Genomic DNA, 22,903 nt, shown 5'->3' with positions numbered 1-22,903 from the left:
AGCAACGCACACAAACCTCCGAGGCTCGAGACCGAGCCCGACCTTCTCCCCAGAGCACGCACAGCAGCAAGCGCCGTCACGCGCACCAGAGCCCAACGGCCGGTTCCGTGCTGCGAACGGTCACAGAGCTGCTAGGCGATCGTGGTGATGCGGACGTTGTGCGGCATGCCCGCGAGCATCATCACCGCCAGCCAGAACACGGCCCACGGCATCGGCGGCGCCGTACGACGAACCGCGGGAGCGACCGCAGGCCTCGCAGCTACCGGTGATGCCCTGAGACGCTTGCGTTTTCTTCCCACCGCAGGAAGCTACCGGGCGATCAGGCCTCCGTGCCAGGCAGAGCCGTACCGCGTTCGTCGGGCGCGGCCGCGAACACCGACGGCTTCGATCTGACCAGCGCCCGCCACTGGTTGAAGAACAGATTCAGCAGTACGGCGGTCACCGCCGCGGCGCTGATCCCCGAGTCGAGGACGACCCCGACGCCGGACGGGAACTCGTCCCAGAAGTGCGGCCTGACGATCGGGACCAGGCCCATCGCCAGCGATACCGCGACGACGACCAGGTTGAGGTTGTCGCCGTACTCGACCCGCGACAACGTCCGGATCCCACTCGCGGCAACCGAACCGAACAACACGACGCCCGCGCCACCGAGCACCGGCGCCGGGATGGCGGCGACGACCCGGCCGAACAGCGGCACCAGCCCGAGCATCACCAGGACGCCGCCACCGACCGCGACCGTGAAGCGGGACGTGATCCCGGTGATCGCGACCAGCCCGACGTTCTGCGCGAACGCACTGGCCGGGAACGCACCGAAGACCGGGGCGACGGTGCTCGACACCATGTCGGCGCGCAGCCCGTTGGCGACCCGCTTGTGGTCGACCGGGTTCCCACGATCTGCCCGATCGCGATGATGTCGGCCATCGTCTCGGTCATGATCACCAGCACCACGACGGTCATCGCCACGATCGCGCCGGCGTCGAAGACCGGCGTACCGAGACCGAAGACCGGTGGGAACGACACGACCTCTCCGTGGCCGACCGCGGAGAAGTCGGCCTTGCCCCACGGGATCGCGATCAGGGTGCCGGCGACCATGCCGATCAGGATCGACAGCCGGGACACGAAGCCCTGGAAGACCCGGCTGATCACCAGGACGATCAGCAGCGTGATGACGGCGAGCGCGATGTTGCTGGGGTCACCGTAGGTCTTGGACCCGACGCCACCGAGCGCCCAGTCGAAACTGACCGGCAGCAGCGACACCCCGATGACGGTGATGATCGTCCCGGTCACCTCCTCGGGGCGGGCCGCAGCAGGCGTGGTGGAGGCCAGGTCTTCTGCCATGCTTTTCCGCCTTCCGGAAAGAAGATTCCGAACAGCGACAGAGTGGCACAGCGTTTCAGCAACGTCAACGGTTTGTTGAAGACGAAGTTTGTAGTTGCCCAGCGCAACAGAAAGCGACTGGTCAGGTCGAGCGGGTCGGCTCCGTCAGCGGCTCGGTGGGGCTGACCGTCGTCCGGTCGTCGATCAGTTGCAGCCCGCTGACCAGGCCGGACAGGCCGGGGTGCGTCTTCGGTCGCCAGGCGAAGACGATCGAGGCGACCTGCAAGAGACCACCGAGCCCGTCGAACGCCTCGACGTACGTCGCCAGTCCGGAGAACAGGTAGTAGCCGAAGGTCCCGGTGAGCAGCGCGAGCAGCATCCGCCGACCGGCCGGCCAGCCGTTTGGAGCGACCCGCCGAAGCCGGACCGACAGCTGACCGATCGTCGCCTGTCGCCGACTGAGCGCCGGGAGCGCGAGCAGTACGACGGCCGGCAACCACGTCGTCAGCACCATCAGCAGGAAGCGTCCGCCCGCCGAATCGTTCAGCCAGACGTCGTACGCCGTGTTCGCGATCAGGTTCGCGAGCACGCCCAGCGCGCCACCGAACGCGGTCACCGACACGAAGTCGATCAGCATTCCGAGCCACCGGCGGCGCGTCGTCACCGGACGCGGAGTATCCACGCCGACCCCGGTCCGCGGCCGGTCGAACAGCCGGAGTGCGGGCGCGAGCAGTACGCCGATCGCCGTACCCACGGTGTTGGTGAGCAGATCGTCGACGTCGAACAGGCGGTACGGGCAGTCGAAGAGGAACCAGTTGCCGGTCAGCTGGGCGGTCTCGATCAGGAGCGAGACGCCGAAGCCGGCCAGCACGATGAGCACCGGGTTGCGTCGGGTGTAGTGCCGCAGGTACGCGCCGAGGGGGACGAACAGGAAGACGTTGAAAACCGCCTGCTGTACGGCGGGATTCAGCAGCAGCCCGCCGGCGCCGCGCGCTCGTTCCCTCGCGACATCGTGGACGAACTGGAACGGGTTCAGCTGCGGGTGCGTGAGCGCTTTGTGCGCCGCGCACCAGGCGTCGTCGATCGTCGGCACCGGGAACAGCACATAGGCCACCAAGGCCAGCCCGTAGACCAGCGACCCGAAGGCCAGCAGCATCGCGCCGAACCCGAGCTCACCACGTCGCCGATAACTGCGATACGCGAACGGCGTCAGCAACAAGAACGCCAGGAACACACCACCAACCACAGCCAGCACCGCCGGCAACACCCGCTCCACGCAGGAACCCTAGCGCGTCAATCACTCCCAGTGACGACAGGAACACACTGCGGAGCTCAGGATTCGCCGTCAGCCGGTGGCGCGACCTCGAAGTGGGTGACCGTCTCCTCGCGGTCGAGCAGATACGCGTCGTCCTCCGGGTAGTACTTCGCCCGCTCGATGTCAGCGCCCGCGAAGGCGCGAATGTGCTCGAGATCGGTCCACCAGCTCAGCGTGACGATCTCGGTCCGCCCGTCCCCGAGATCCCGGGTGAGCAGTTGCGCGCCGTGGTTCCCCGGCGTTCGGCGGTAGCCCGCCATCCCGGTGCGCTCGACGATGTCGGCGTACTCCACGGCTTTCTCGGTCGGCACCCAGCCCCTCCACATGCGTGCGATCATCTGCCCAACGTACTCCGGGCGGCGTTGATCTTTGGGCGCATGACGAGCTGCGAGGCGCGATGAAACGGCTGTGGGCGACGAATGCTGGCGCGGGTTCGTGGGTCGCTGCGGCGCGCGGGCAGGATGCGGCCGAGTTTCACCGGAGCATGCCTGGTTACGCGCCGACGCCGTTGGTCGAGCTGCCTGCGCTGGCTGACGGGTTGGGGCTTGGACGGGTGTGGGTGAAGGACGAGTCGCACCGGTTCGGGCTGCCGGCGTTCAAGGTGCTCGGCGCTTCCTGGGCGGTGAGCCGGGCGATCGGTGCGCGGACTTTCCCCGAGCTGGCCGACCGGGTTGCGGGCAGCAGGCTGACGCTGGTCACTGCGACGGATGGCAATCACGGCCGGGCGCTCGCGCACATGGCTCGGCTCCTTGGACTGCGGTCCCGCATCTACGTGCCCGCTGGTCTGCCGGAGAGCACGGTGCAAGCGATCCGCGATGAAGGAGCATCGGTACTCGACACCGATCGCGACTACGACGCGGCCGTGCGGATCGCGGCGGCGAGCATTCGGGACGGCGAGTTGCTGATCCAGGACACGGCCTGGGACGGCTACGAGGACGTGCCGCGCTCGATCGTCGCGGGCTACTCCACGCTCTTCACCGAGATCGACGAACAGCACCCGGGCGAGCCCGATCTCGTCGTCGTCCCGACCGGCGTCGGCTCGCTACTGCAGTCCGCCATCGAGCACTACCGATCACCAGGACGAAGCCGCCGTACGACGATCCTCGCGGTCGAACCGATGACGGCGGCCTGCGTCACCGCGTCACTCCACGCGGGCCAGCCGACCGCCGTCGACGCGTCGGCGCGTCGGCGCCGACGATCATGGCCGGCCTCAACTGCGGCACGATCTCGTCAACCGCCTGGCCCGCCATCCAGCACGGCCTCGACGCCGCCATCGCAGTCACCGACGCCGAAGCCACCGCCGCCCAACACACGTTGCACAGTCACGGCATCCACGCAGGCCCGTGCGGAGCCGCCGCCCTAGCCGGCCTCCAGGCCGCCACCCAACTCCAGCTCCCCGCATCCACAAGCGCCGTACTCATCAGCACCGAAGGCACCGCCGCAAACCAAGCAGGTCTCCACTGACGTCCCGTCATGCGAACACCCACGACTGGCCGCCCTACCGTCGATAGGGTGGAAATCGATGGCTCACACAGTGCGTGATCTGCTGCCCGAATCCCTTCTCACCGAAGCGCTCGCGACTGTCGATTTCGCGGGTGTTTCGCCGGATATCGACGACCGGCCGGCGTGGGACGCCGTACCCGCCCAGGACCGTACGGCGCTGCTCGCCGACGCCGAGGAGCAGCTCGCCAGGTCGTGGCCGGTGGTACTGGCGAGTGACTACGCCCGGTTCCATCGCGAGGGTGATCGCGAGCGGTACGAGACGGCGTACTTCGAGCGGCGGCGACGGATCGTGACCAGCACGCTCGCGGCGCTGCTGACCGGCGAGTCGCGGTGGGTGGCCGACGTGGTGGACGGCATCTGGCTGGTCTGCGACGAGGCGACCTGGACGGTGCCGGCACATGCGAGTTCGGCGAGAGGCCGCAACGAGGCGCTGCCGCGACCCACGGATCGCGACCTCGATCTGTTCTGTGCCGAGACCGGCGGGCTGCTCGCGTGGGTCGACCATCTGCTGGGTCCGGCGCTGGACGCGTCCACCCGGATCCGCATCGGCACCGAGGTCGACCGCCGCGTGCTCACCCCGTTCCTCGAGGTCCGCGACTGGCACTGGCTCACCGAGTTCACCAACAACTGGAACCCGTGGATCCACTCCAACCTGACGATCTGCGCACTGCTGCTCGAGCGTGATCCGGTACGCCGGGCCGCGGTCGTGTCACTCGTCGTCGAAGGCCTGGACCGCTTCCTCGACTCGTACCCCGACGACGGTGGCTGCGACGAGGGAGCGTCGTACTGGACGCGGGCCGGCGGCGCCGTCGCGGACAACCTGGTGATGCTGTACGACGCGACCGCGGGGAAGCTGGACGGTTTCGGTCATCCCAAGCTGCGGCCGATCACGTCGTACCTGCCGGCGATGCACATCCAGGACCGGTGGTACGTCAACTTCGCGGACTGTCCCGCCCAGCTGGCCGATCCGTCGGTCGCCTACCCGCTGTACCGGCTCGGCGTGCACACCGACGAGCCCGCCGCCCGTCGGCACGCCCGGGCGGTCAAGCGTCGTGACGACCCGCTCGTGGCGCGGATCCCCTCGATGCTGCGGGTGATCGGCACGCTGCTCGAGGAGGGTCTGCGTACCGACGAAGAGAGCGCGGAGCCGACGCGGGACGCCTGGCTGCCGGACACCGAAGTACTGGTCGCGCGCTCGAAGGGCCTGCTGGTCGCGCTGAAGGGCGGGCACAACGCCGAGTCGCACAACCACAACGACGTCGGTTCGCTGATCATCGCCGTCGACGGCGTACCCCGGGTCATCGATCTCGGTGTCGGCACCTACACCCGGCAGACGTTCTCGGAGGATCGCTACCAGATCTTCACGATGCAGAGCGACTACCACAACCTGCCGCAGATCAACGGGTTCGCGCAGCCGCCCGGTCGGGAGTTCCGCGCGGCCGGGATGTCGGCCGAGCTCGACGACGCCTCGGCACGGTGTCAGGTCGAACTGGCGAGCGCCTACCCGGCCGACGCAGGCATTCGCTCCTGGCGTCGAGAGCTCGTGATGGACCGCCCAGGCGAGCGGATCGAGCTGACCGACACCTGGGAGCTGGAGGACACCCCGCGATCGTTGCTCTGGCACCTCATCATCAACGGCCCGGTCACCCTGGAAGACGGACTCGTCCGGGTCGCCGGCGACCGCGCGTTGACGATCTCCTACGACACCGAGCAGCTGGCGCTCACCGCGGAGCCACTCCCCCTCCCCGATCCCAAGCTGAGCACCATCTGGGGCGAGGAAGTCACCCGCCTGGTCATCACCGCTCAGCCATCCCTCCTGACACCCACCGGCCGCACCGCCGTCACGTTTGGCATCTGAGGCAGGACCACGCCCTCGCTGGCACCGTAGTGCCCGCGGTCCCGCCTGGTGAACGGGGCCGATGGCAACCGTGCCGGGAGGACGTGGTCCTGCCATTGGTGTGACCCCGCCGGGTACGGACGGGGTCACACTCAAAGTCTACTGATCAAATAGACATTGCAGTTGTCGTCTCATCGCGCGAGACGGTCACCCAACGGACGGCCCGAGGCCGAGCGACTGCGGCGTACTGGAGTCGGGCGACGGCTGGTGCAGGCCTTCGTCCAAGGCGCCGTACTCCGTCATCAAGGACGGGCTGCCGCCCCATGGCGTCTGTTCCTCGGCGATCAGGGTGTTGGTGGTGAGCAGCAGGCCGGCGACCGACGCGCCGTTCTGCAGTGCCGATCGGGCGACCCGGAGCGGGTCGATGATGCCCATGGCAAGCATATTGCCGTACTGCCCCGCGAGCGCGTCGAAGCCGTCGTCGACGTCCATCTTCGAGGTCCGCTCCAGCACCTCCGCACCGGAGTACCCCGCGTTCGCGGCGATCAGGTACGCCGGTTCGCGCAGCGACCGCCGGACGATCTCGACACCGGCCTGGTAGTCACCCTGGACATCCAGACCGTCGAGCGCCGTCGCGGCGTGCAGGAGGGCCATGCCGCCACCGGCGACGATCCCCTCCGCCATCGCGGCCCTGGTCGCCGACAACGCGTCCTCGACCCGGTGCTGCAGCTCCTTCAGCTCCGCCGGGGTCGGTGCGCCGACGTGGATCACCGCGACCTTGCCCGACAACGCGCCGATCCGCTCGGTCAGGACGTCCTCGTCCACCCCGAACGTCGCGCGCTCGAGTTCGGCTCGCAGCTGCGCGATCCGGAACGCGACGTCCTTGTCGTGACCCGTACCGGCCACGATCGCGGTCCGGTCGGCGTTCACCCGGACCTGGTCCGCCCGGCCCAACTGCTCGAGCGTCATCGTCTCGAGGCTGAAGCCCGAGTGCCGGCTGTACACGGCTCCCCCGGTGATCGCCGCGATGTCCTCCAGCTTGTGCAGCCGCCGGTCGCCGAAGCCTGGTGCCTTCACCGCGACACACTGGAACAGGCCGTTGACGTGGTTGTGCACCAGCATGCTGAGCGCCGTACCCTCGAGGCTCTCGGCGATGATCACCAGCGGCCGCGGCGCGCGCATGATCTTGTCCAGCAACGGCATCACCTCCTGGACCTTGGTGATCTTCTCGCTGCACAACAGGATGTACGGGTCGTCCAGCACCGCCTGCAGGCTGCCCGGATCGGTCACCATGTACGGCGACAGGTAGCCGTTGTCGAACTCGAACCCCTCGACGAAGTCCACCCCCATGCCGTTGCTCGACGACTCCTCCACCGTCACGATCCCGCCATCACCGACGGTGTGCAGCGCCTTCGCGATCACCGCGCCGACCATGTCGTCGTCGTTCGCGGAGATCGCCGCGACCCGCGCGTAATCCTGCTCGGTGATCACCGGGTGCGCGACCTCCCGCAGCCGGTCGACCAGTTTCGCGACGGCCAGGTCGATCCCGCGTTTCACCAGCACCGGGTTTCCGCCCGCACCGATCGCGGTCATCCCCTCGCGGATGATCGCCTGGGCCAGCACGGTCGCGGTCGTCGTACCGTCGCCGACGATGTCGTTGGTCTTGATCGCGGCTTCCTTGACCAGCTGGGCGCCCATGTTCTCGAACTGGTTCTTCAGATGGATCTCCCGGGCAATCGTCACGCCGTCGTTGGTGACGACGGGCGACCCGGTGATCTTCTCCAGGATCACGTTGCGGCCCTTCGGGCCGAGGGTCGACTTCACGGCGTCTGCCAGCTGGTCGACACCGGCCAGCAGCAGGTCGCGAGCAGTCTCACCGAATCGCAGTTCCTTGGCCATCAAAACCCTCCGGAAATGGTCTTACGGAACGAGGATCGCGCGGCCACGGACCCGGCCGGCGTCGAGATCGGCGACCGCTTCGACGGCCGCGTCGAGCGGGTAGGTCCGGGTGTGCAGCGTGACCTTGCCGGCCTGCGCGAGCGCCATCAGCTCGGCCAGCTCGTTGAACGTGCCGACGATGTTGCCGACGATGTTCCGCTCGGTCGAGATGATGTCCAGGGTCGGGATCTGCACCACGCCGCCGTACCCGATGACGAAGTAGGACCCGGCCCGGCCGGTCATCGCGAAGCCGTCGTTCTCCGCGCCCTGCTCGGCGACGAAGTCCAGCACGACGTGCGCGCCGGCATCGTCGGTCAGCTCCAGCACCTTCTCCACCTGTTTGCCGTCAGCAACAACCGTCTGGTCCGCACCGAGCTGCTCGGCCAGCTTCAGCGCGTCCGGGTTGCGGTCGACGACGATGATCCGGGCCGCGGTCAGCGCCGCCAGGCACTGGACGCCGATGTGCCCGAGCCCGCCCGCGCCGATCACCACGCAGGTCGTCCCCGGTGGCAGCAACGGGATCGCCTTGCGCACCGCGTGGTACGCCGTGATTCCCGCGTCGGCCAGCGCGGCCACGTCCTGCGGTCTCGTACTCGGGTCCAGCTTCACGCAGGCCCGCGCGGAGGTGCGGAGGTACTCCGCCATGCCCCCGTCGCTGTCGAGTCCCGGGAACGTGCTGTTCTCGCAGTGCATGTCGTCGCCGGCACGACAGGCGTGGCACAGCCCGCAGGTCGGCGTCGGGTGCAGGATCACCGTGTCGCCGACCTGCACGTTGGTGACCGCGGAGCCGACCTCGTGCACCCAGCCGGCGTTCTCGTGGCCGATCGTGTAGGGCAGCGTCGGGTGCATCGCCGCGTCCCACTGCCCCTCGATGATGTGCAGATCGGTGCGGCACACACCGGCACCGCCGATCTTGACGACGACGTCCAACGGGCCGCTGACGACCGGTTCCGGTACGTCGTCGACCACTGGTTGCTGGTGGTACCCGTGCAGTCGAACGGCCTTCATCCCTGCTCCTCCTCGCCCGCACCGGACTCGGTGTACCGGTGCTTCAGCATTCCTCTGCAGATACCGGTGTTGGCCTCGATCCCGGTCCGGGTCAGCCGGGCCAGCCCGAGGTGCCGCGCCGCCGCGGCCGCGGCGATCGGCGCGCCGGTGCCGACGTCGACGAGCAGCGCCGCGTCCGGGCCGATCGGCAGCCCGATCTCGGCCCGCCGCCGGAGCAGCCGGTCCAGCTCGGCCGACGACGGCACATCGGCGATCGTCAGCCGCGCGACCTGTTCCGGATCCATGCCAGAAGCAACAAAAGGCCGGCAGACCTGATCGGTCCCGGCCAGTACCGCCTTCGCGACGAACGTCCGGCGCAGCTCGTCGAGCTCCGCCGCCGCCTCGCCGTCGAACGAGGCGACGAAACCCGCCCGCGCCGCGACTCCGGCATTGATCTGCGCGGCTGCGAAGTGATCCTCCAGCGCGACGTCGACGCCGCGGACGGCGGGGAGCGCGGCCACCACGTCGTACGCGTCGGCGACCATCAGGAACGCGAAGTTCGGCGCACAGAAGTACGTCGGCAGCCGGAGCCGGACGACCACGTCACCGGCGGCCGACACCACGCAGGTGGACACGAAACCCAGCGTCGTGATCGGCTCGTCGAGCTCCGGGTCCCGGACCGCACCCAGTGCGTCCAGGACCCGGTCCCGCTCGGTCGCTACCGCCGTCATCAGGACGCGACCAGCTTCGAGTCGTCCTGCGCGGCCGGCGTCGCCTCCTTCAGTTGGAGCTCTTCGGGCACCTTGAGGTCGTAGAGCTTCGCGGCGTTCAGCCCGAGGATCTTCTTCTTGCCCTCGACGCCGAGCCGCGGGTAGTCCGCGAACTCCGGCTGGTCGGGCATCTCCCAGTCGACGAAGCCCTCGACCTGCCACTTCGGCTCCCAGATGCCGTAGTCGCTGCCGAAGGTCATCTTGTCCTCGCCGACCCAGAACAGCAGCTCGCCCATCACCTTGGCGAAGAACTGCGGCCGCGCGTGCATCAGACCGCCGATCACGACCGACAGACCGGCGTACACGTTGGGTTCCTGGGTGGCCATGAAGCAGAAGTCCTCGATCCGCGGCAGGCCGACGTGCTCGACGATGAAGTTGAGCTCCGGGAAGTCGGTCGCGGCGTGGTCGACGTCGGAGACGTCGAACGCGTCCTTGTCCAGCGGCCAGATCGTCGGGCCCTTGTGGACGTGGATGTTCTTGATCCCGAGCTCCTGCGCCTTCTCCAGATAGCGGTACGCCGCGGTGTCGGTGAGCTTGTAGCCCCTCGACCCCGCGTTCCACTCGGCGGTGTAGAGCTTGACGCCCTTGCAGCCGTACCGCTCGACGTTGTGCGCGAGCTCCTCCAGCCCGACGTCACCGTCACGCGGGTCGAAGCGGGTGTTGAGGACGAACATCCCGGGGTGTTTCTCGCCCAGGTTCGCGTTCTGCTCGGTCGTGTTGAAGCCTTCCTTGTACCACTCCTTCAGGTACGTCGGCTGGAAGATCGCGACGTCCACGTGACCGTCCTCGAAGACGTCCTTCATCAGGTCGTCCTCGCTGTAGCGCATGAACTTCTCGATCGGCCAGTGCGTGTTCTGCGGAGCCAGGCTCATGTACGCGTGGAAGCACTCGATCCACCCCTTCGCGTACTGTTCCTGCCCCGGCACCCAGTTGTCGGGTGCCGCGTTCCAGAAATGCATGTGGCTGTCGACCACGAAGTACTTCTCACCGTTCTTCTCGTACACGAGAACCCCCTTGTTTCAGCCGGATGGTGTCAGCCGGATGTACGTCAGCTGGATGCGGTCAGATCGAACCCGATGTACTCGGCGGCGTCCTCGGGGTTGGCGAACAGGATGGTCCGGTCGTCGAGGTGCACCATCCGCCCGTAGTGGGTGGACATGTTCTCCTCGAACTCGGCCTGGTCGAAGTAGCCGGGCTCCTCACCGAGGGCCTCGGAGATCTCGTCGTAGACGACCTCCATCTTGCCGACCGCGTCGACCCGGATCATCGAGGGAAGGTGCGTCACGGTGACGTTGTCCTTGCTGTCCATCACCTCGGCGACCACTGCGCCGACCTGGTTGTTCATCAGCGTGAAGCCGGCCTTGTTGGACGCGGTGCTGTCGGACTTGAACGGGCTCTCGTGGACTGCCTTGAGCGTAGTCACAGTGCCAACTCCTTCGGGTCCTCGAGGCCCAGCGAGGCGAGGATTCCGCTGAACCGGCTCTTCGCGCGATCGAGGCCGTCCTCGAACCGCGGCGGTTTGGCGTCCGGCTGCGACCACAACGGCTGCATCGTCCGGGCCGCGGCGAGCGCCTTCGCGGTCCAGGACCCCAGCCAGTCCGCCAGGATCGCCTTGTTGTGCTCCTCGAACTCCCGGTCGTTCGTGAGCAGCTCGAACATCGCGGTGGTGTAGCGCAGATCGCGCTCGGCAAAGTCGTACTCCGCCGCGCCGACCACCGTCGGGGTGACGAAGTCGCCGTTACGCGGCGACGCCTGCTGTACCAGCTGGCTGCGGAACAGCTCGCCGACGAGCGGCTCGAAGACGACGTTCGCGGCGAAGATCGCCTCGCACCAGTCGTCGATCGCGGTCAGCTCCTCGGCGACCTCGCGGACGCCCTGCCAGACCGGATCAGAGTTCCACGTCGCCAGGTGCGCGCTGCCGTCGAACCCCTCGATCTCCTCGGAGAGCGTGAGGTTGTACAGCGCGAGGTCCTGGGCGGCCCGGATCCGGTGCATGCTGTTCACCGAGATCGCGTTGTTGTGCATGTTGGTCGGTGCGCGCCGGTTGGCGTTCGCGAACAGGTACAGGCCGAGACCGTGGTCGACGTGCATCCAGGCGCCGATGTGGTGCTCGACGAAGCGAACCCAGTTCGTGTTCCACTGCTCGAAGGCCTTGGACTGCCGGGCCGCCTCGACGTTCTGGGTGACCTGGCGGACAACGTTGGAGTTGTAGCGGTAGAGCGTGAGCTCCCACTCCTCGTTCGGGTCCCGGAACTCGTGCCAGCCGGTCGCCGGCCACTCCTTCACAACCAGCCCGCCGGTTCCCGGGCCCCGCTGCGGTTCGGGCTTGTCCGAACCCCAGGCCTTCAGCGCGGTCCAGTCCAGCGGGTACCCGCCGCGGCCGTCCGCGAAGCCGTACAGCCACCCCTGGGTGAGGTAGTGCCGCGGATCCGGCTGGACGTCGACCGTGACGTCCTCGTAGTGGCTCTGCTTGCGCTTCTGCGGCTTGTAGTAGTTGTAACGCCGCAAGTTCGAGTCGGGGAACTCACGGGCGCCCGCCTCGGCGTCGGTGAAGACCGGCTTCGGAACGCTGCGTTCGACCTTGATCGGTTGGTCTTCTGTGGTCGTCATCGGCTCTCTGCCTCCAGCACCTTCGAGTCACCGGCGTCGCCGGTCGTGGTGAACTTGTCGTAGTAGATGTGCTTCGTCGCGACACCGAGGCGTTCGAGCAGCGGGATCGCCGCCTCGACCATCGGCGGCGGTCCGCACACGTACGCGTCGGCTCCGGACAGGTCCGGCTCGAGCCGCCGGACCACGTCGGTGATCAGCCCGCTCTCGCCGCCCCACTCCGCCCCCGGCGAATCGGACAGCGCGGGCACGTACCGGAACCGCGGCAGCCGCTGCTCCAGCTCGTGCAGCTCGTCGGAGAAACACAGGTCGAGCTCCGTCCGGGATCCGTAGTAGAACGTCGTCGGCCGGTCGATCCCGCGCTCGGCCATCGACCGCAGCAGCGCCAGGATCGGCGCCATCCCGGCGCCGCCACCGACGAAGACCAGCCGGGCGTCCGGGTTGTCCCGGAGGGTGAACACCCCGAACGGCCCGGTCAGGTCCAGGCGGTCGCCGACCTGGAGCCGTCGGTCCAGGAATTCCGAGAACAGACCGCCCGGGTACACCTTGATCACGAACTCCAGCTGCCCACTCTCCCGGCTGGACGTGTTCGCCATCGAGAACGACCGGCTGGCGGCCTCGCCGGTGCCGGCGCCCGGGACGGTGATGTCGACGTACTGGCCGGGAAAGAACTTCAGCTCGCCGGGCCCGGCGAGCTTCAGCACCAGGTGCCGGAGGTCGTGCGTCACCGGGGTGATCGCGACGACCTCGGCGGTGCGTTCCTGGATCGGCAGCCCGGAGCGGATCATCTCCTCGTCGTAGTTGAGCAGCTCGATCGTGAGGTCCTCGAAGGCGTGCGCCCGGCAGAGCAGGGTGTAGCCCTCGTCCAGTTCGTACTCCGGCAGCGCGAAGGTCGAGTACCGGTCGAGGTCGATGTCCTCACCGTCGAGGACGAACGACTTGCAGGACGCGCACTGTCCCTCCTTGCAGCCGTGCATCAGCATCACGCCCTGCTCGGCCGCGGCGCGGAGAATCGTCTGGTCCTCGTCGACCTCGATCTCGATGCCGACGGGCTCGAACCTCACGACGTGCTTGTCTCCCATGGGATCAGGTGTCGGCAGGAGCGAAGCGTCCGGCCGGGCCGCCCTTGACGTAGCGCGCCGCGAAGGCGGTCCGCTCGTCGTCGGACATCTCGTTCAGCAGTACGTTCGGGCTCGCCAGCGGCGGGCACTTGCGCAGGTGGTCGAGGGTCCACATCTTGCTCGGGTCCAGGTCGAGGTGCGGCTGCGCGACCATGGTCTTGCCGTCGTCGCGGACGAAGCCCATGTCCGACACCACGTCGGCCCAGTTCCAGCCGTGGTACAAGGTCTCCCACTCGCGGTGGCCGATCAACTTGCCCATGTTCGGCGTGTTCCGGCCCATGTAAGTCGGGCGGAACGCGGTCTCGTCGGTCCACTTGCACATCTCGTGGCAGTACGTCCGCCACTGGCCGTCGACCTTCGCCATCACCATGTCCTCACGGACCAGACACGGCACCATGCACGTCCAGCAGCGGTGCGGGTACTCGTAGTCCACGTCCTCGAAGACGATCGGCTTGTGCCCGTTCGGCCTCGACAGCCGGTTGTAGTTCTCCCACCAGGCGCCGTACTTGTCGTACCAGCCCGGGTACTTGTACTCGAACCACTCGAAGTCCTTGTCGGTCATCGGGTCGATCCGCCAGTAGTTGGCGAGCCAGCCGGTGGCGAAGAACTGCGCGACCTCGTGCACGTAGCCCTTGTTCCAGATCTGGTTCCACGCCTCCTCGATCAGGTCGTGCGGGATCTCCAGGCCGTACTTCTCCAGCGGCACCAGGTAGCTGCGGTAGTAGTCGTCGTAGATCCACCGGCGCCACATCTCGGCGTACGACTCGCGGTCCTTGCGGCGGTCCTTCGTGCCGTACTCGATGAAGGTGCCGATCGCGGCGTCGACGACGCGGTGGTTGTTCCACCACGCGTAGCGCAGGTCGCGGGCGAGCAGCTGGTGGTTGTCCTCGTCGGACAGCGCCATCAGCAGCGTGGCGTACCCGTTGCTGATGTGCCGGGACTCGTCGGACTGCACGGAGTGGAAGACCGTCGGCAGCAGGTAGTCGCCGTTCGCGGCGGCCTCGGCGGGCATCGCGACGAACAGCGTGTTGGTGAACGCGGTCTCGGCCACGATCGTCAGGTAGATGCTGGCCGCGGTGATCGCGTCACCGGTGATGAACCCCTCGGCGAACTGCCGGCCGATCGTGCCGCAGTAGTCGCTCTGGAAGTCCCGCAGGCTGGAGTTGAAGCCGGCCGGGTCGATGTAGTTGTTCATGTACAGGCGTTTGAGGTTCTGCTGGATCGTCGAGTGCCTGACCTCGTCGATCATCTGGATGGCCTGCCCGTTGTGCAGTTCGGGGTTCGGCACGGTGCGGAACAGCAGCGGCATCGCCCGCGCGGCGGAGATCTCCGGCAGCGGGATGATGCTCAGGAACAGCTTCTGCCACTCCAGCCAGCGTTCCTGCACCTGGCGGAACATGTTGCCGCGGATCGCGCCGTCGGAGGCGCCGTAGACCCGGTGGTCCTTCTCCTCCTGCATCGGGAAGTACGACCGCAGCACCTGCTTCAGCGGGTCCTTCTTCTGTGCCTTACGGAACGTGTAGTCCGTTCCGTACTGGGATACCGGCTCGTGATACGCCGGTTCCCATGACAATTCCTGGATCTTCTGGTGGGCCTTAGCCACGCTCTGGCGACTCATGGCACTCCTCCCGCTCATGTGGCCGGCTTTGTTCTTGCAGTACATCGCCGTCACGAGTGGGCTGAGGTCTCAAATTGAGATGCCGGTCACGGCTCCTCGAAGAAGGCCTCCCGGAGTTCTGCGAGGCGTGCTTCGGTCTGTTCGGCCAGTCGTTGGTCACCCTGCGGATCGGGCCGGATACCCAAGCAGCGCAGGAGTTCCGCGGCCGGCTCGCCCGGGTGCCCGGTCGCGCCGAGGACGGGATGCAGGCCGGCGTCGGTCAGGTGCTCGAAGACGAAATGAACGACTGTCCAAGGGTTGTACGACTCTTCGGGCTGCGAATCAGTCATCGAAACCTCCTCCCCGCATCACAAACCCAGCGCGCCCGAATGGTTGTCTCATTCTGAGACGGTGCTTGCGCGGGCGGCTGCACTACTCTCGAAGAGAACCGGGTGGGGTCCCGTGGTTCGCGGCACCCGCCTGGCAGGGGGAGGGCCCGTGGACGAACTCGCACCGTCACTGGAGGACAACCGGCGGACCGCCTCGGCCCGGTTGAACTTCCTGACCCTCGATCCGGTCAAGCCGCAGGACGTGCGGCCGCCGATCCTCGCCTCGTGGGCGCGATCGCGGCGCTGGAACCTGCCGGCCGACCGGATCACGCTGCCGTACGTCGCGGACCCGGATCTGGACGTCCCGCTGACCCGCAGTGCGAGCGGGGTGTTGCGGCAGCTGCACGAGAACCTCGACGGTCAGCCGATCAGCGTGATCCTCACAGACCGCACGGGTCTGGTCCTGCAGCGCCTCACAGCGGACGCTCAGCTGGCCCGGCACCTCGACAAGGTCTTCCTGGCGCCGGGATTCAGCTATGCCGAGCAGTTCGCCGGCACCAACGGCATCGGGACCGCGCTCGAGGGTGGCGGGCCGATGCACGTGTTCGGTCACGAGCACTACGCCGAGGATCTCGAGGACCTGGCGTGTGCCGGCGTACCGATCAAGCATCCGGTGAACGGCAAGACGGTCGGCGCGATCGACCTGACGTGCTGGCGCAAGGACGCGGGCTCGCTGCTGATGGCGCTGGCGAAGACGACGGCCGCGAATATCCGCGCCGCGTTGCTGAAGGACAGCTCCGCGCGCGAGCTCTCGCTGCTGGAGGCGTACCTGCAGAGCTCGCGCCGCCTCGGTGACATGGTGCTCGCGATCGACGACGACCTGCTGTTGATGAACGCGCAGGCGCGGCAGTTGCTCGATGCCGCGGACCAGCGCGCTGTGCTCGATCAGGCGGCCGTGATTCTCGCCCGCGGGACGACCGAGTCGGTGACGACCGAGCTGCCCACCGGCGCGCGGGTGCGCATCATGTGCCGGCCGGTCACCGGTGGCCCGGGCGCCGGGATCATCCAGGTCAGCCCGCATTCATCCGCCACCGGCCTCAGTACGCCGGCCTCGGGGCATCGTCCGCCACCGCGTCCGGTCCTGCCGGGTCTGGTCGGCCGAAGCGCGCCGTGGCTGGTCAGCGGCCGTGAGGTCGACAACGCCTGCCGTGCCGGCCAATGGGTGGTGCTGACCGGCGAGCGGGGCGTCGGCAAGGTCGCGCTCGCACGCGCCGCACACCAGCAGAACAACCCAGCAGGGCTGTTCCACATCGTCGACGCCGCACGGCTGGGCGCCGGTTTCGCCGCCGAACTCGTGGCAGAGCTGGCCGACGACTCTGTGCAGGCGCTGGTGATCCGGCACGTCGAGTGCCTCGACAAGGGCGGCGTCGTGGCCACACTCGAGGCCTTGTACGACGTCCTCGAGCACCGCCCCGCCGACCCGCCGTGGATCGCTGTCACCCTCACCGCCGACGACACCGAGCCGCCGGATCTCGGTGAGCTGCTCTCGCTCTTCCCGCTGACGATCGAGGTACCGCCGCTGCGCCACCACATCGAGGACGTCCGTGAGCTGGTGCCGCAGTTCCTGAACCAGTTGAGCCACGGCGACCTGGCCTGCGCGCCGGACACCATGCAGCAGTTGCTCCGGTCCGCGTGGCCGGGAAACACCGCGGAGTTGCGCCAGGTCCTGAAGCAGGTCGTCGCACGCCGCCGGCGTACCGGGGTGATCACCCCCGCGGACCTGCCGGCCCGGGCGCAGGCGATCAGCCGGCGCAGCCTGAGCCAGCTGGAGGCGCTCGAACGGGACGCGATCATCCGCAGCCTGGTCGCCAACGACGGCCACAAGGGCCGCGCCGCCAAGTCACTCGGGATGTCCCGCGCAACCATCTACCGCAAGATCCACGACTATGGAATCCAGCCTCCGTAAAGCTGATCGGAGCTGCACCTCGGTTCGCTACTTTCGACATATTTGATCAATTTGCCCTTGCCGCGGGCGCGTCGCTCGGGGTGAGATGGGCGAATGACGCAGACGCGCGCCGCTGGGGCGGTGGAGGGCGGGAGTTTCTCCTATCGCCCGTTGATCTGGCTGGCCGTCGCGACGTTCTCGATGGGGATCGACGGCTACGTACTGGCCGGGCTGCTTCCCCAGATCGCCGGCGACCTCGACGTCACCGCGGCCGCCGCCGGGCAACTGATGTCGGTGTTCGCGTTCACCGCGGCGCTGGCCGGCCCCGTGCTCGGCACCCTGACCTCCCGGTGGGAGCGCCGGACGACGATCGCGCTCGCACTGAGCGTGTTCGTGCTCGGCAACCTGGTGGTGGGGATCGCCACCAACTACCCGATCGCGCTCAGCGGCCGGGTCATCGCCGCGCTCGGCGGCAGCCTGTTGAACGCGGCCGTCACCGGGTACGTGATCGCACTGACGCCGGTCGAGCACCACGGGAAGGCGCTGTCGTTCGTGCTCGGTGGCTGGATGACGGCGACCGCGCTCGGCGTACCGGTCGGTCTGCTGCTCGGACAGTCGAGCTGGCGGTTCCCGATGATCCTGGTCGCGGTGGTCGGCACGATCGCGCTGATCGGCATCCTGCTCGGACTACCCCGGCTGCACCTGGCCGGCGGGACGCTCGTCGAACGGCTCCGGCCACTCGGCCAGCCGCGGCTCGTCGCCGGGCTGTTCGTCACCACCGGCATCCTGTGCAGCAGCTACGCCTGCTTCACCTACGCGACGCTGATCCTCGGGCCGCACTTCCACGCCGACTGGGCGATCATCGTGATCATGTTCGGGTACGGCGTCGCGAGTATGGCCGGCAATGCGGTGACCGGACGGCTGGTCGACAAGTTCAGCGCGATCCGGGTGCTGACGATCGTCCTGATCGGGCTGCTGCTGAACGCGGTGCTCGGCATGATCGCGTTGATGCTCGCCCCGGCCGTGGTGGCTGCCGTGTGGGGCCTGGTCTGGTTCTTCAGCGCCGGGGTCGGGAACGGCGGTGCCGCCGTACCGCAGCAGGCGCGGCTGGCGTCGCTCGCACCGGATTCGGCGGCGATCGTGATGGCGCTGAACGGCAGCGCGATCTCGCTCGGATCGGCGCTCGGCAGCGGGCTCGGCGGTGTCGCCCTGACCGCGGGCTCATCGGCCAACGGACTGCTCGGCGTCTCGGCCACCGTCCTGGCGATCACCGTCGGGCTGCACCTACTCGTCGTCCGCGCGTCCCGGCCCGCCGATCGGCTCGTTCGTTAGGATTCGGTCATGACCGAAAAGCTGCGCATTGTGCTCGCCGCGACGCCCGTCTTCCGGGAGATGGTGTTCGCGCCGTCGAGTGTGGCGCGCCTGGAGGCGCTCGGGGAGGTCGTCGTTCTGGACGATCCGCGGGACGCCGAGGCGTTGACGGCGGCACTGCCCGGGACCGACGTACTGATCACGTCGTGGGGTGCGGCCCCGCTGACGGCCGCGGTGCTGGATCACGCGGACCGGCTGCGGCTGATCGCCCACAGCGCGTCGTCGGTGAAGCACTTCGTGACCGACGAGATGTTCCGGCGCGATATCCGGATCACGCAGGCGGGGCAGGCGATGGCGCGCCCGGTGGCCGAGGTGTCGCTGGCGTTCACGCTGAGCATGCTGCATCGCATCCACCGGTTCGACCACGCGATGCACCGTGGCGCCTGGCGCGAGGAGGAACCGCCGCAGCACGGTCTCCCGGCGTCCCGGATCGGGGTGGTCGGGGCGTCCCGGACCGGGCTCGAGTACATCAAGATGCTGGTCGCGCTGGGGGCGGAGGTCGTCGTCCACGACCCGTATCTCACCGATGAACGCGCCGCCGAGCTCGGCGTCTACCGGCTCCCGCTGGACGACCTGCTCCGCACCAGCCGGGTCGTCGCGCTGCACGCACCCACTCTCCCGGAGACCCATCACCTGATCGGTGCCCGGGAGCTCGCGCTGATGGCCGACGGTACGTCGCTCGTCAACACCGCGCGGTCCTGGCTCGTCGACACCAATGCCCTGCTGGCCGAGCTGAAGTCCGGCCGGCTGGACGCCGCGCTGGACGTCTTCGACGAGGAGCCGCTGCCGGCCGACAGCCCGTTCCGTTCGCTGCCGAACGTCCTGCTGATGCCCCACCAGGCCGCCGCGACCGTTGAGTGCTACCTCGAGATGGGCACCATCACCGCCGCCGAGATCGAGCACTACGCGGCCGGACGTCCTCTCGAGCACGAGCTGACCGAGGCCGCACTCGCCCGCATGGGCTGATCAGCAGACGGTCGCCGACGCCGTACGGACGGCCTGGCGGTGCAACTGGTCGAGGTGGTGCCGGATGTCCGCCGACGTGGTCGAGACGAACAGGCTGATCGTGCACCGCGGACCCGTCTGGCGGAGGTGGTCGACGCGGACCAGCTCGGCGAGGAGCTGCGTGGTGAGAGCGTCGAGCTTCTCGCGGATCACAGTGAGGTCGGGACCGGTGGTCGGCGCCTTGTCCGGGTGAGCGGCCCAGTAGGCGAGCAGACCGCGCTGGACGACCTTGCTGGCGTCGATCTGGGCCTGGAAGAACTGCGCGGTCGACTCCGGATCGATCCCGAGCTGTACGGCGGACTGGCGCACCGACTCCAGGATCTGCTGCTCGCGCACCGGATCGTCGACCGGCTTCCCACTGAAGTACTTCGAGGCCGCCACGTCGTCACCGATCACGATCCGCTGGATCATCAACTCGGTCAGCCCGTCGAACGTGGACACTCGCGCCGCCGGCGCCGCCACCTCCACGGGAACCGGCGCGGCCTCGGCCGGTAGGACGAACAGCGCGGACGCGCCGACAGTCCCGGCCGCGATGGTTGCGGTGATCAACTTCCGAAGCACGTGGTCCACCCTCTCCCCTGACAACTCCTGGACGGCACGCGACTGTACGCCGCAACGGGTGCACGAACGCTCACTCCCAGAAATCAATCCCGTTCCGGACCCATCCGGTCGCCGGCCCGCGCCGAAGTAGCCGTGTCCGCACCTCCTCCGGGAAAGAGATCACGTCATGTCCAAGCACCTCACCCGCGCCGGTCTCGCCGCCACCGCACTGGCTCTCGCACTGACCGCATCCGCCTGTGGTGGCAGCGACAACAACAGCTCGAGCGGATCCTCCAGTACGTCGGCCAGCAGCTCCCCGTCGATGAGTTCACCGTCCGCGAGCGAGTCCTCGATGGACCCGGCCGCCTCGGGGATGGTCGGACCGGGCTGCGCCGACTACGCGAAGGCGAACCCGTCCGGCGCCGGCTCCATCGACGGCATGGCCGCGGCCCCGGTCGCCACCGCCGCCTCCGGCAACCCGCTACTGAAGACGCTCGTCGCGGCCGTGTCCGGCAAGCTCAACCCGAAGGTCAACCTGGTCCCCACCCTGAACGGCGGCGAATTCACCGTCTTCGCGCCCGTCGACGCCGCGTTCGCGAAGGTCCCCGCGGCCACCGTCGCCACGCTGAAGACCAACGACGCCCTGCTGACCAAGGTCCTCACCTACCACGTGGTCGCCGGCCAGCTCGACCCGACCGCCGTGGTCGGCAAGCACGCAACGGTCGAGAAGCAGCAGGTCACCGTCACCGGTTCCGGCGACGCTCTCAAGGTGAACGGCGCCAACGTGATCTGCGGCGGCGTGAAGACGGCGAACGCTACGGTGTACCTCATCGACTCCGTTCTGATGCCTCCGGCAAGCTGACCGTGAACGAACCCACCGCGCTTCCCTGGCCCGCCGGATCGCCTTCGCGATCCGGCGCGGTCTCGGACGGTGATCTGCTGGTGCTGACGGCGACGGGTGACACCGCCGCTTTCAGTGCCCTCTACGACCGCGTCTCGCCCTGGGTGTTCGGCCTGGTACGGCGGATCCTCCGCAACCCCGCGCAGTCCGAAGAGGTCACCCAGGAGGTGATGCTCGACGTCTGGCGCACCGCCACCAGGTACGACGCCGACCGCGGCTCCGCGCATTCGTGGATCCTCACCATCGCGCACCGTCGCGCCGTCGACCGGGTGCGCTCCGAACAGTCCGCGGCCGACCGCACCGAACTCGTCGGCGCCCGGTCCGCCGACGTCGCGTTCGACCAGGTCGCCGACACCGTCAGCACCCGTCTCGAAGCCGAGCAGGTACGCCGCTGCCTCGGCACCCTCACCGACCTGCAACGGGAATCCATCGAGCTCGCGTACTACAACGGCTACACGTACCCAGAGGTGGCACAACAACTCGGCGCCAAGCTCCCGACCATCAAGGCGAGAATGCGTGACGGCCTGATCCGCCTCCGCGACTGCCTCGGAACGACAAAGGGGCATCAGTCATGACGGAACCCGACGTCCACACTCTCGCCGGTCCTTACGTCCTCGACGCGTTGCCGGACGTCGAGCGGACGCGCTTCGAGGCGCACCTCACCGAGTGCACGTTCTGCACCGCCGAGGTCGCCGAACTCCGTGCCGCCGCGGTCAAGCTGGCCACCCAGGTCTCGACCCCGCCTCCGCCTGCATTGAAGGCGAACGTGATGGCAGCCATCGAGAACGTTCGGCAACTGCCGCCGCAGGTCCCCGGCTCCGCGCCGAAGGTCCGTCGCTTCAGCCGGCGTTCGCTACTCACGCTGGCAGCGGCGGCCGTGGTGGTCGCGGCCGCGGGCGGTGTCGCGGTCGACCAGTACCGGGACCGGGCCGCTGTCGAGCAGGCCAACCAGCAGATCGCGGCCGTCCTCACCCAGCCCGATGCCCGGACCGTGCACGGCGGCGTCGAGGGTGGCGGTCAGGCCACGGTCGTACTGTCCTCGGCGGCGAACAAGTCGGTCGTCGTCCTGAAGGATCTCCCGAAGCTCCCGCACGACCGGACCTGGCAGCTGTGGATGATCGACCCGGACAAGACCGCCCATTCGGTCGGCCTGGCCGCCGGCGACCTGACCAAGGTCATCGACGGTTCGACAACCGGGATGACCGCGTTCGGACTCACCGTCGAACCTGACGGCGGCTCCGGTACGCCGACACTCCCGGCCGCGGCGATGATCCCGCTGGCCTGACGCCCGGTACGCTCCCCGCATGGAGGAGGCCACCGCCGACGTACGGGGCCGGGTGCAGGCGAGTTTCGACCGTCAGGGGCTGATGGAACACCTCGGGGCGCGGATCTCGCACATCGCCCCGGGTGAGGTGCACATCGTGCTGCCGAGCCGGCCCGAGGTGACGCAGCAGCACGGCTACTTCCACGCCGGCGCGACCAGTTCGATCGCCGACAGCGCCGGCGGGTACGCCGCCTTCACGTTGTTCCCGGCCGGTACGACGGTGCTCACGGTCGAGTTCAAGATCAACCTGCTCGCCCCGGCCGAGGGCGAGCGGCTGGAGGCGGTCGGGACCGTGATCAAGCCCGGCCGAACGCTGACGATCTGCCGGCTCGACGTGTTCGGGGTGGTCGCCGAGCGCCGCACGCTGGTCGCTGTCGGGCAGCAGACGCTGATGCAGGTCGAGGCACGTCCCGAGCGCTGAAATTCGTACTCATCGCACCGATGAGTTCGGCACCTCCCGCTGGTCTGTAGAGGTGTGAAGCAATCCTCTGGACGA

The 22,903-nt window shown here is 68.2% G+C and carries 21 protein-coding genes and 2 pseudogenes; 9 read left to right on the top strand and 14 right to left on the bottom strand.

Features of this window, described 5'->3' with window-relative positions; all coding sequences use genetic code 11:
* Positions 1 to 131: 131 nt before the first annotated feature.
* From AC0662_RS17810 to AC0662_RS17795, 4 genes and pseudogenes are all read right to left on the bottom strand, one after another.
* Complete coding sequence (locus AC0662_RS17810; protein WP_478301772.1) at positions 132 to 299, bottom strand: hypothetical protein; 168 nt, start codon at positions 297 to 299, stop codon at positions 132 to 134.
* A 20-nt stretch (positions 300 to 319) separates the two neighbouring features.
* Positions 320 to 1,338: pseudogene (locus AC0662_RS17805) on the bottom strand (solute carrier family 23 protein).
* Between the two features lie 121 nt (positions 1,339 to 1,459).
* Entirely contained in the window at positions 1,460 to 2,593 is a 1,134-nt protein-coding gene (locus AC0662_RS17800; protein WP_478301770.1) for a VanZ family protein, read from the bottom strand.
* Positions 2,594 to 2,649: 56 nt separating this feature from the next.
* Positions 2,650 to 2,970 carry an antibiotic biosynthesis monooxygenase family protein gene (locus AC0662_RS17795; protein WP_478301768.1) on the bottom strand — a complete coding sequence of 107 codons (321 nt, stop codon included), beginning with the start codon at positions 2,968 to 2,970 and terminating at the stop codon, positions 2,650 to 2,652.
* A 59-nt stretch (positions 2,971 to 3,029) separates the two neighbouring features.
* On the opposite strand from AC0662_RS17795, the pseudogene AC0662_RS17790 reads away from it, so the two are divergent.
* Positions 3,030 to 4,096 (top strand): annotated as a pseudogene (locus AC0662_RS17790) (pyridoxal-phosphate dependent enzyme).
* A 58-nt stretch (positions 4,097 to 4,154) separates the two neighbouring features.
* Positions 4,155 to 5,993: a heparinase II/III domain-containing protein gene (locus AC0662_RS17785; RefSeq protein WP_478301766.1), complete on the top strand. Its 1,839-nt coding sequence runs from the start codon at positions 4,155 to 4,157 to the stop codon at positions 5,991 to 5,993.
* Positions 5,994 to 6,179: 186 nt separating this feature from the next.
* On the opposite strand, the gene groL is transcribed toward AC0662_RS17785, so the two are convergent.
* From groL to AC0662_RS17740, 9 genes are all read right to left on the bottom strand, one after another.
* On the bottom strand, positions 6,180 to 7,874 hold the full coding sequence (gene groL, locus AC0662_RS17780; RefSeq protein ID WP_452195315.1) for a chaperonin GroEL: 1,695 nt from the start codon (positions 7,872 to 7,874) through the stop codon (positions 6,180 to 6,182).
* A gap of 18 nt (positions 7,875 to 7,892) precedes the next feature.
* Positions 7,893 to 8,918 carry an NAD(P)-dependent alcohol dehydrogenase gene (locus AC0662_RS17775; protein WP_478301763.1) on the bottom strand — a complete coding sequence of 342 codons (1,026 nt, stop codon included), beginning with the start codon at positions 8,916 to 8,918 and terminating at the stop codon, positions 7,893 to 7,895.
* Complete coding sequence (locus tag AC0662_RS17770) at positions 8,915 to 9,628, bottom strand: iron-sulfur cluster assembly protein (RefSeq protein ID WP_452195313.1); 714 nt, start codon at positions 9,626 to 9,628, stop codon at positions 8,915 to 8,917. Before AC0662_RS17770 ends, AC0662_RS17775 begins: the two co-directional genes overlap by 4 nt.
* The gene (locus AC0662_RS17765; RefSeq protein WP_452195311.1) at positions 9,628 to 10,671 is read right to left on the bottom strand and encodes an amidohydrolase family protein; all 1,044 of its coding nucleotides are present in this window, start codon (positions 10,669 to 10,671) and stop codon (positions 9,628 to 9,630) included. Before AC0662_RS17765 ends, AC0662_RS17770 begins: the two co-directional genes overlap by 1 nt.
* A 44-nt stretch (positions 10,672 to 10,715) precedes the next feature.
* Positions 10,716 to 11,090, bottom strand: coding sequence for a propane 2-monooxygenase effector subunit MimD (mimD, locus tag AC0662_RS17760; RefSeq protein WP_452195310.1), 375 nt, complete (start codon positions 11,088 to 11,090; stop codon positions 10,716 to 10,718).
* Positions 11,087 to 12,277 carry a ferritin family protein gene (locus tag AC0662_RS17755; protein WP_452195308.1) on the bottom strand — a complete coding sequence of 397 codons (1,191 nt, stop codon included), beginning with the start codon at positions 12,275 to 12,277 and terminating at the stop codon, positions 11,087 to 11,089. The genes mimD and AC0662_RS17755 overlap by 4 nt, the downstream gene beginning before the upstream one ends.
* Complete coding sequence (locus AC0662_RS17750) at positions 12,274 to 13,338, bottom strand: FAD-binding oxidoreductase (RefSeq protein WP_478301760.1); 1,065 nt, start codon at positions 13,336 to 13,338, stop codon at positions 12,274 to 12,276. Before AC0662_RS17750 ends, AC0662_RS17755 begins: the two co-directional genes overlap by 4 nt.
* Positions 13,339 to 13,360: 22 nt before the next feature.
* Positions 13,361 to 15,013: a ferritin family protein gene (locus AC0662_RS17745; protein ID WP_452195304.1), complete on the bottom strand. Its 1,653-nt coding sequence runs from the start codon at positions 15,011 to 15,013 to the stop codon at positions 13,361 to 13,363.
* 86 nt (positions 15,014 to 15,099) lie between these two features.
* Positions 15,100 to 15,342, bottom strand: a complete 243-nt coding sequence (locus AC0662_RS17740; protein ID WP_452195302.1) for a hypothetical protein — start codon at positions 15,340 to 15,342, stop codon at positions 15,100 to 15,102.
* A 148-nt stretch (positions 15,343 to 15,490) separates the two neighbouring features.
* Between AC0662_RS17740 and AC0662_RS17735 the strand changes: the two genes are divergently transcribed.
* From AC0662_RS17735 to AC0662_RS17725, 3 genes are all read left to right on the top strand, one after another.
* Positions 15,491 to 17,287, top strand: coding sequence for a sigma-54-dependent Fis family transcriptional regulator (locus tag AC0662_RS17735; protein ID WP_478301757.1), 1,797 nt, complete (start codon positions 15,491 to 15,493; stop codon positions 17,285 to 17,287).
* Between the two features lie 93 nt (positions 17,288 to 17,380).
* A complete protein-coding gene (locus tag AC0662_RS17730; RefSeq protein WP_478301755.1) occupies positions 17,381 to 18,598 on the top strand; it encodes an MFS transporter in 1,218 nt (405 codons plus the stop codon).
* A 9-nt stretch (positions 18,599 to 18,607) separates the two neighbouring features.
* A complete protein-coding gene (locus tag AC0662_RS17725; protein WP_478301753.1) occupies positions 18,608 to 19,603 on the top strand; it encodes a hydroxyacid dehydrogenase in 996 nt (331 codons plus the stop codon).
* Here AC0662_RS17725 and aroQ read toward each other — a convergent pair whose 3' ends face one another.
* Positions 19,604 to 20,203, bottom strand: a complete 600-nt coding sequence (aroQ, locus tag AC0662_RS17720; protein ID WP_478301752.1) for a gamma subclass chorismate mutase AroQ — start codon at positions 20,201 to 20,203, stop codon at positions 19,604 to 19,606.
* 166 nt (positions 20,204 to 20,369) lie between these two features.
* Here aroQ and AC0662_RS17715 point away from each other — a divergent pair, with 166 nt between their 5' ends.
* The 4 genes from AC0662_RS17715 to AC0662_RS17700 are packed head-to-tail and all read left to right on the top strand — an operon-like array spanning position 20,370 to position 22,828.
* Positions 20,370 to 21,044 (top strand): fasciclin domain-containing protein, encoded by a 675-nt coding sequence (locus AC0662_RS17715; protein ID WP_452195293.1) that lies wholly within the window; start codon positions 20,370 to 20,372, stop codon positions 21,042 to 21,044.
* Between the two features lie 2 nt (positions 21,045 to 21,046).
* Positions 21,047 to 21,658, top strand: a complete 612-nt coding sequence (locus AC0662_RS17710; RefSeq protein WP_478301749.1) for a sigma-70 family RNA polymerase sigma factor — start codon at positions 21,047 to 21,049, stop codon at positions 21,656 to 21,658.
* A complete protein-coding gene (locus AC0662_RS17705; RefSeq protein WP_478301747.1) occupies positions 21,655 to 22,368 on the top strand; it encodes an anti-sigma factor in 714 nt (237 codons plus the stop codon). Before AC0662_RS17710 ends, AC0662_RS17705 begins: the two co-directional genes overlap by 4 nt.
* A 19-nt stretch (positions 22,369 to 22,387) precedes the next feature.
* A complete protein-coding gene (locus tag AC0662_RS17700; RefSeq protein ID WP_478301745.1) occupies positions 22,388 to 22,828 on the top strand; it encodes a PaaI family thioesterase in 441 nt (146 codons plus the stop codon).
* Positions 22,829 to 22,903 lie beyond the last annotated feature (75 nt).

This window comes from Kribbella sp. NPDC043289 (assembly GCF_056436705.1).
Note: the sequence above shows the minus strand (reverse complement) of the source record. Positions and strands in the feature narration are given on the sequence as shown.

Coding starts and splice junctions, on each gene's coding strand:
- AC0662_RS17730 (WP_478301755.1), top strand. CDS start 17,381: ATGACGCAGACGCGCGCCGCTGGGGCGGTGGAGGGCGGGAGTTTCTCC.
- AC0662_RS17725 (WP_478301753.1), top strand. CDS start 18,608: ATGACCGAAAAGCTGCGCATTGTGCTCGCCGCGACGCCCGTCTTCCGG.
- AC0662_RS17795 (WP_478301768.1), bottom strand. CDS start 2,970: ATGATCGCACGCATGTGGAGGGGCTGGGTGCCGACCGAGAAAGCCGTG.
- AC0662_RS17785 (WP_478301766.1), top strand. CDS start 4,155: ATGGCTCACACAGTGCGTGATCTGCTGCCCGAATCCCTTCTCACCGAA.
- AC0662_RS17700 (WP_478301745.1), top strand. CDS start 22,388: ATGGAGGAGGCCACCGCCGACGTACGGGGCCGGGTGCAGGCGAGTTTC.
- AC0662_RS17775 (WP_478301763.1), bottom strand. CDS start 8,918: ATGAAGGCCGTTCGACTGCACGGGTACCACCAGCAACCAGTGGTCGAC.
- AC0662_RS17715 (WP_452195293.1), top strand. CDS start 20,370: ATGTCCAAGCACCTCACCCGCGCCGGTCTCGCCGCCACCGCACTGGCT.
- AC0662_RS17740 (WP_452195302.1), bottom strand. CDS start 15,342: ATGACTGATTCGCAGCCCGAAGAGTCGTACAACCCTTGGACAGTCGTT.
- AC0662_RS17755 (WP_452195308.1), bottom strand. CDS start 12,277: ATGACGACCACAGAAGACCAACCGATCAAGGTCGAACGCAGCGTTCCG.
- AC0662_RS17705 (WP_478301747.1), top strand. CDS start 21,655: ATGACGGAACCCGACGTCCACACTCTCGCCGGTCCTTACGTCCTCGAC.
- AC0662_RS17745 (WP_452195304.1), bottom strand. CDS start 15,013: ATGAGTCGCCAGAGCGTGGCTAAGGCCCACCAGAAGATCCAGGAATTG.
- AC0662_RS17770 (WP_452195313.1), bottom strand. CDS start 9,628: ATGACGGCGGTAGCGACCGAGCGGGACCGGGTCCTGGACGCACTGGGT.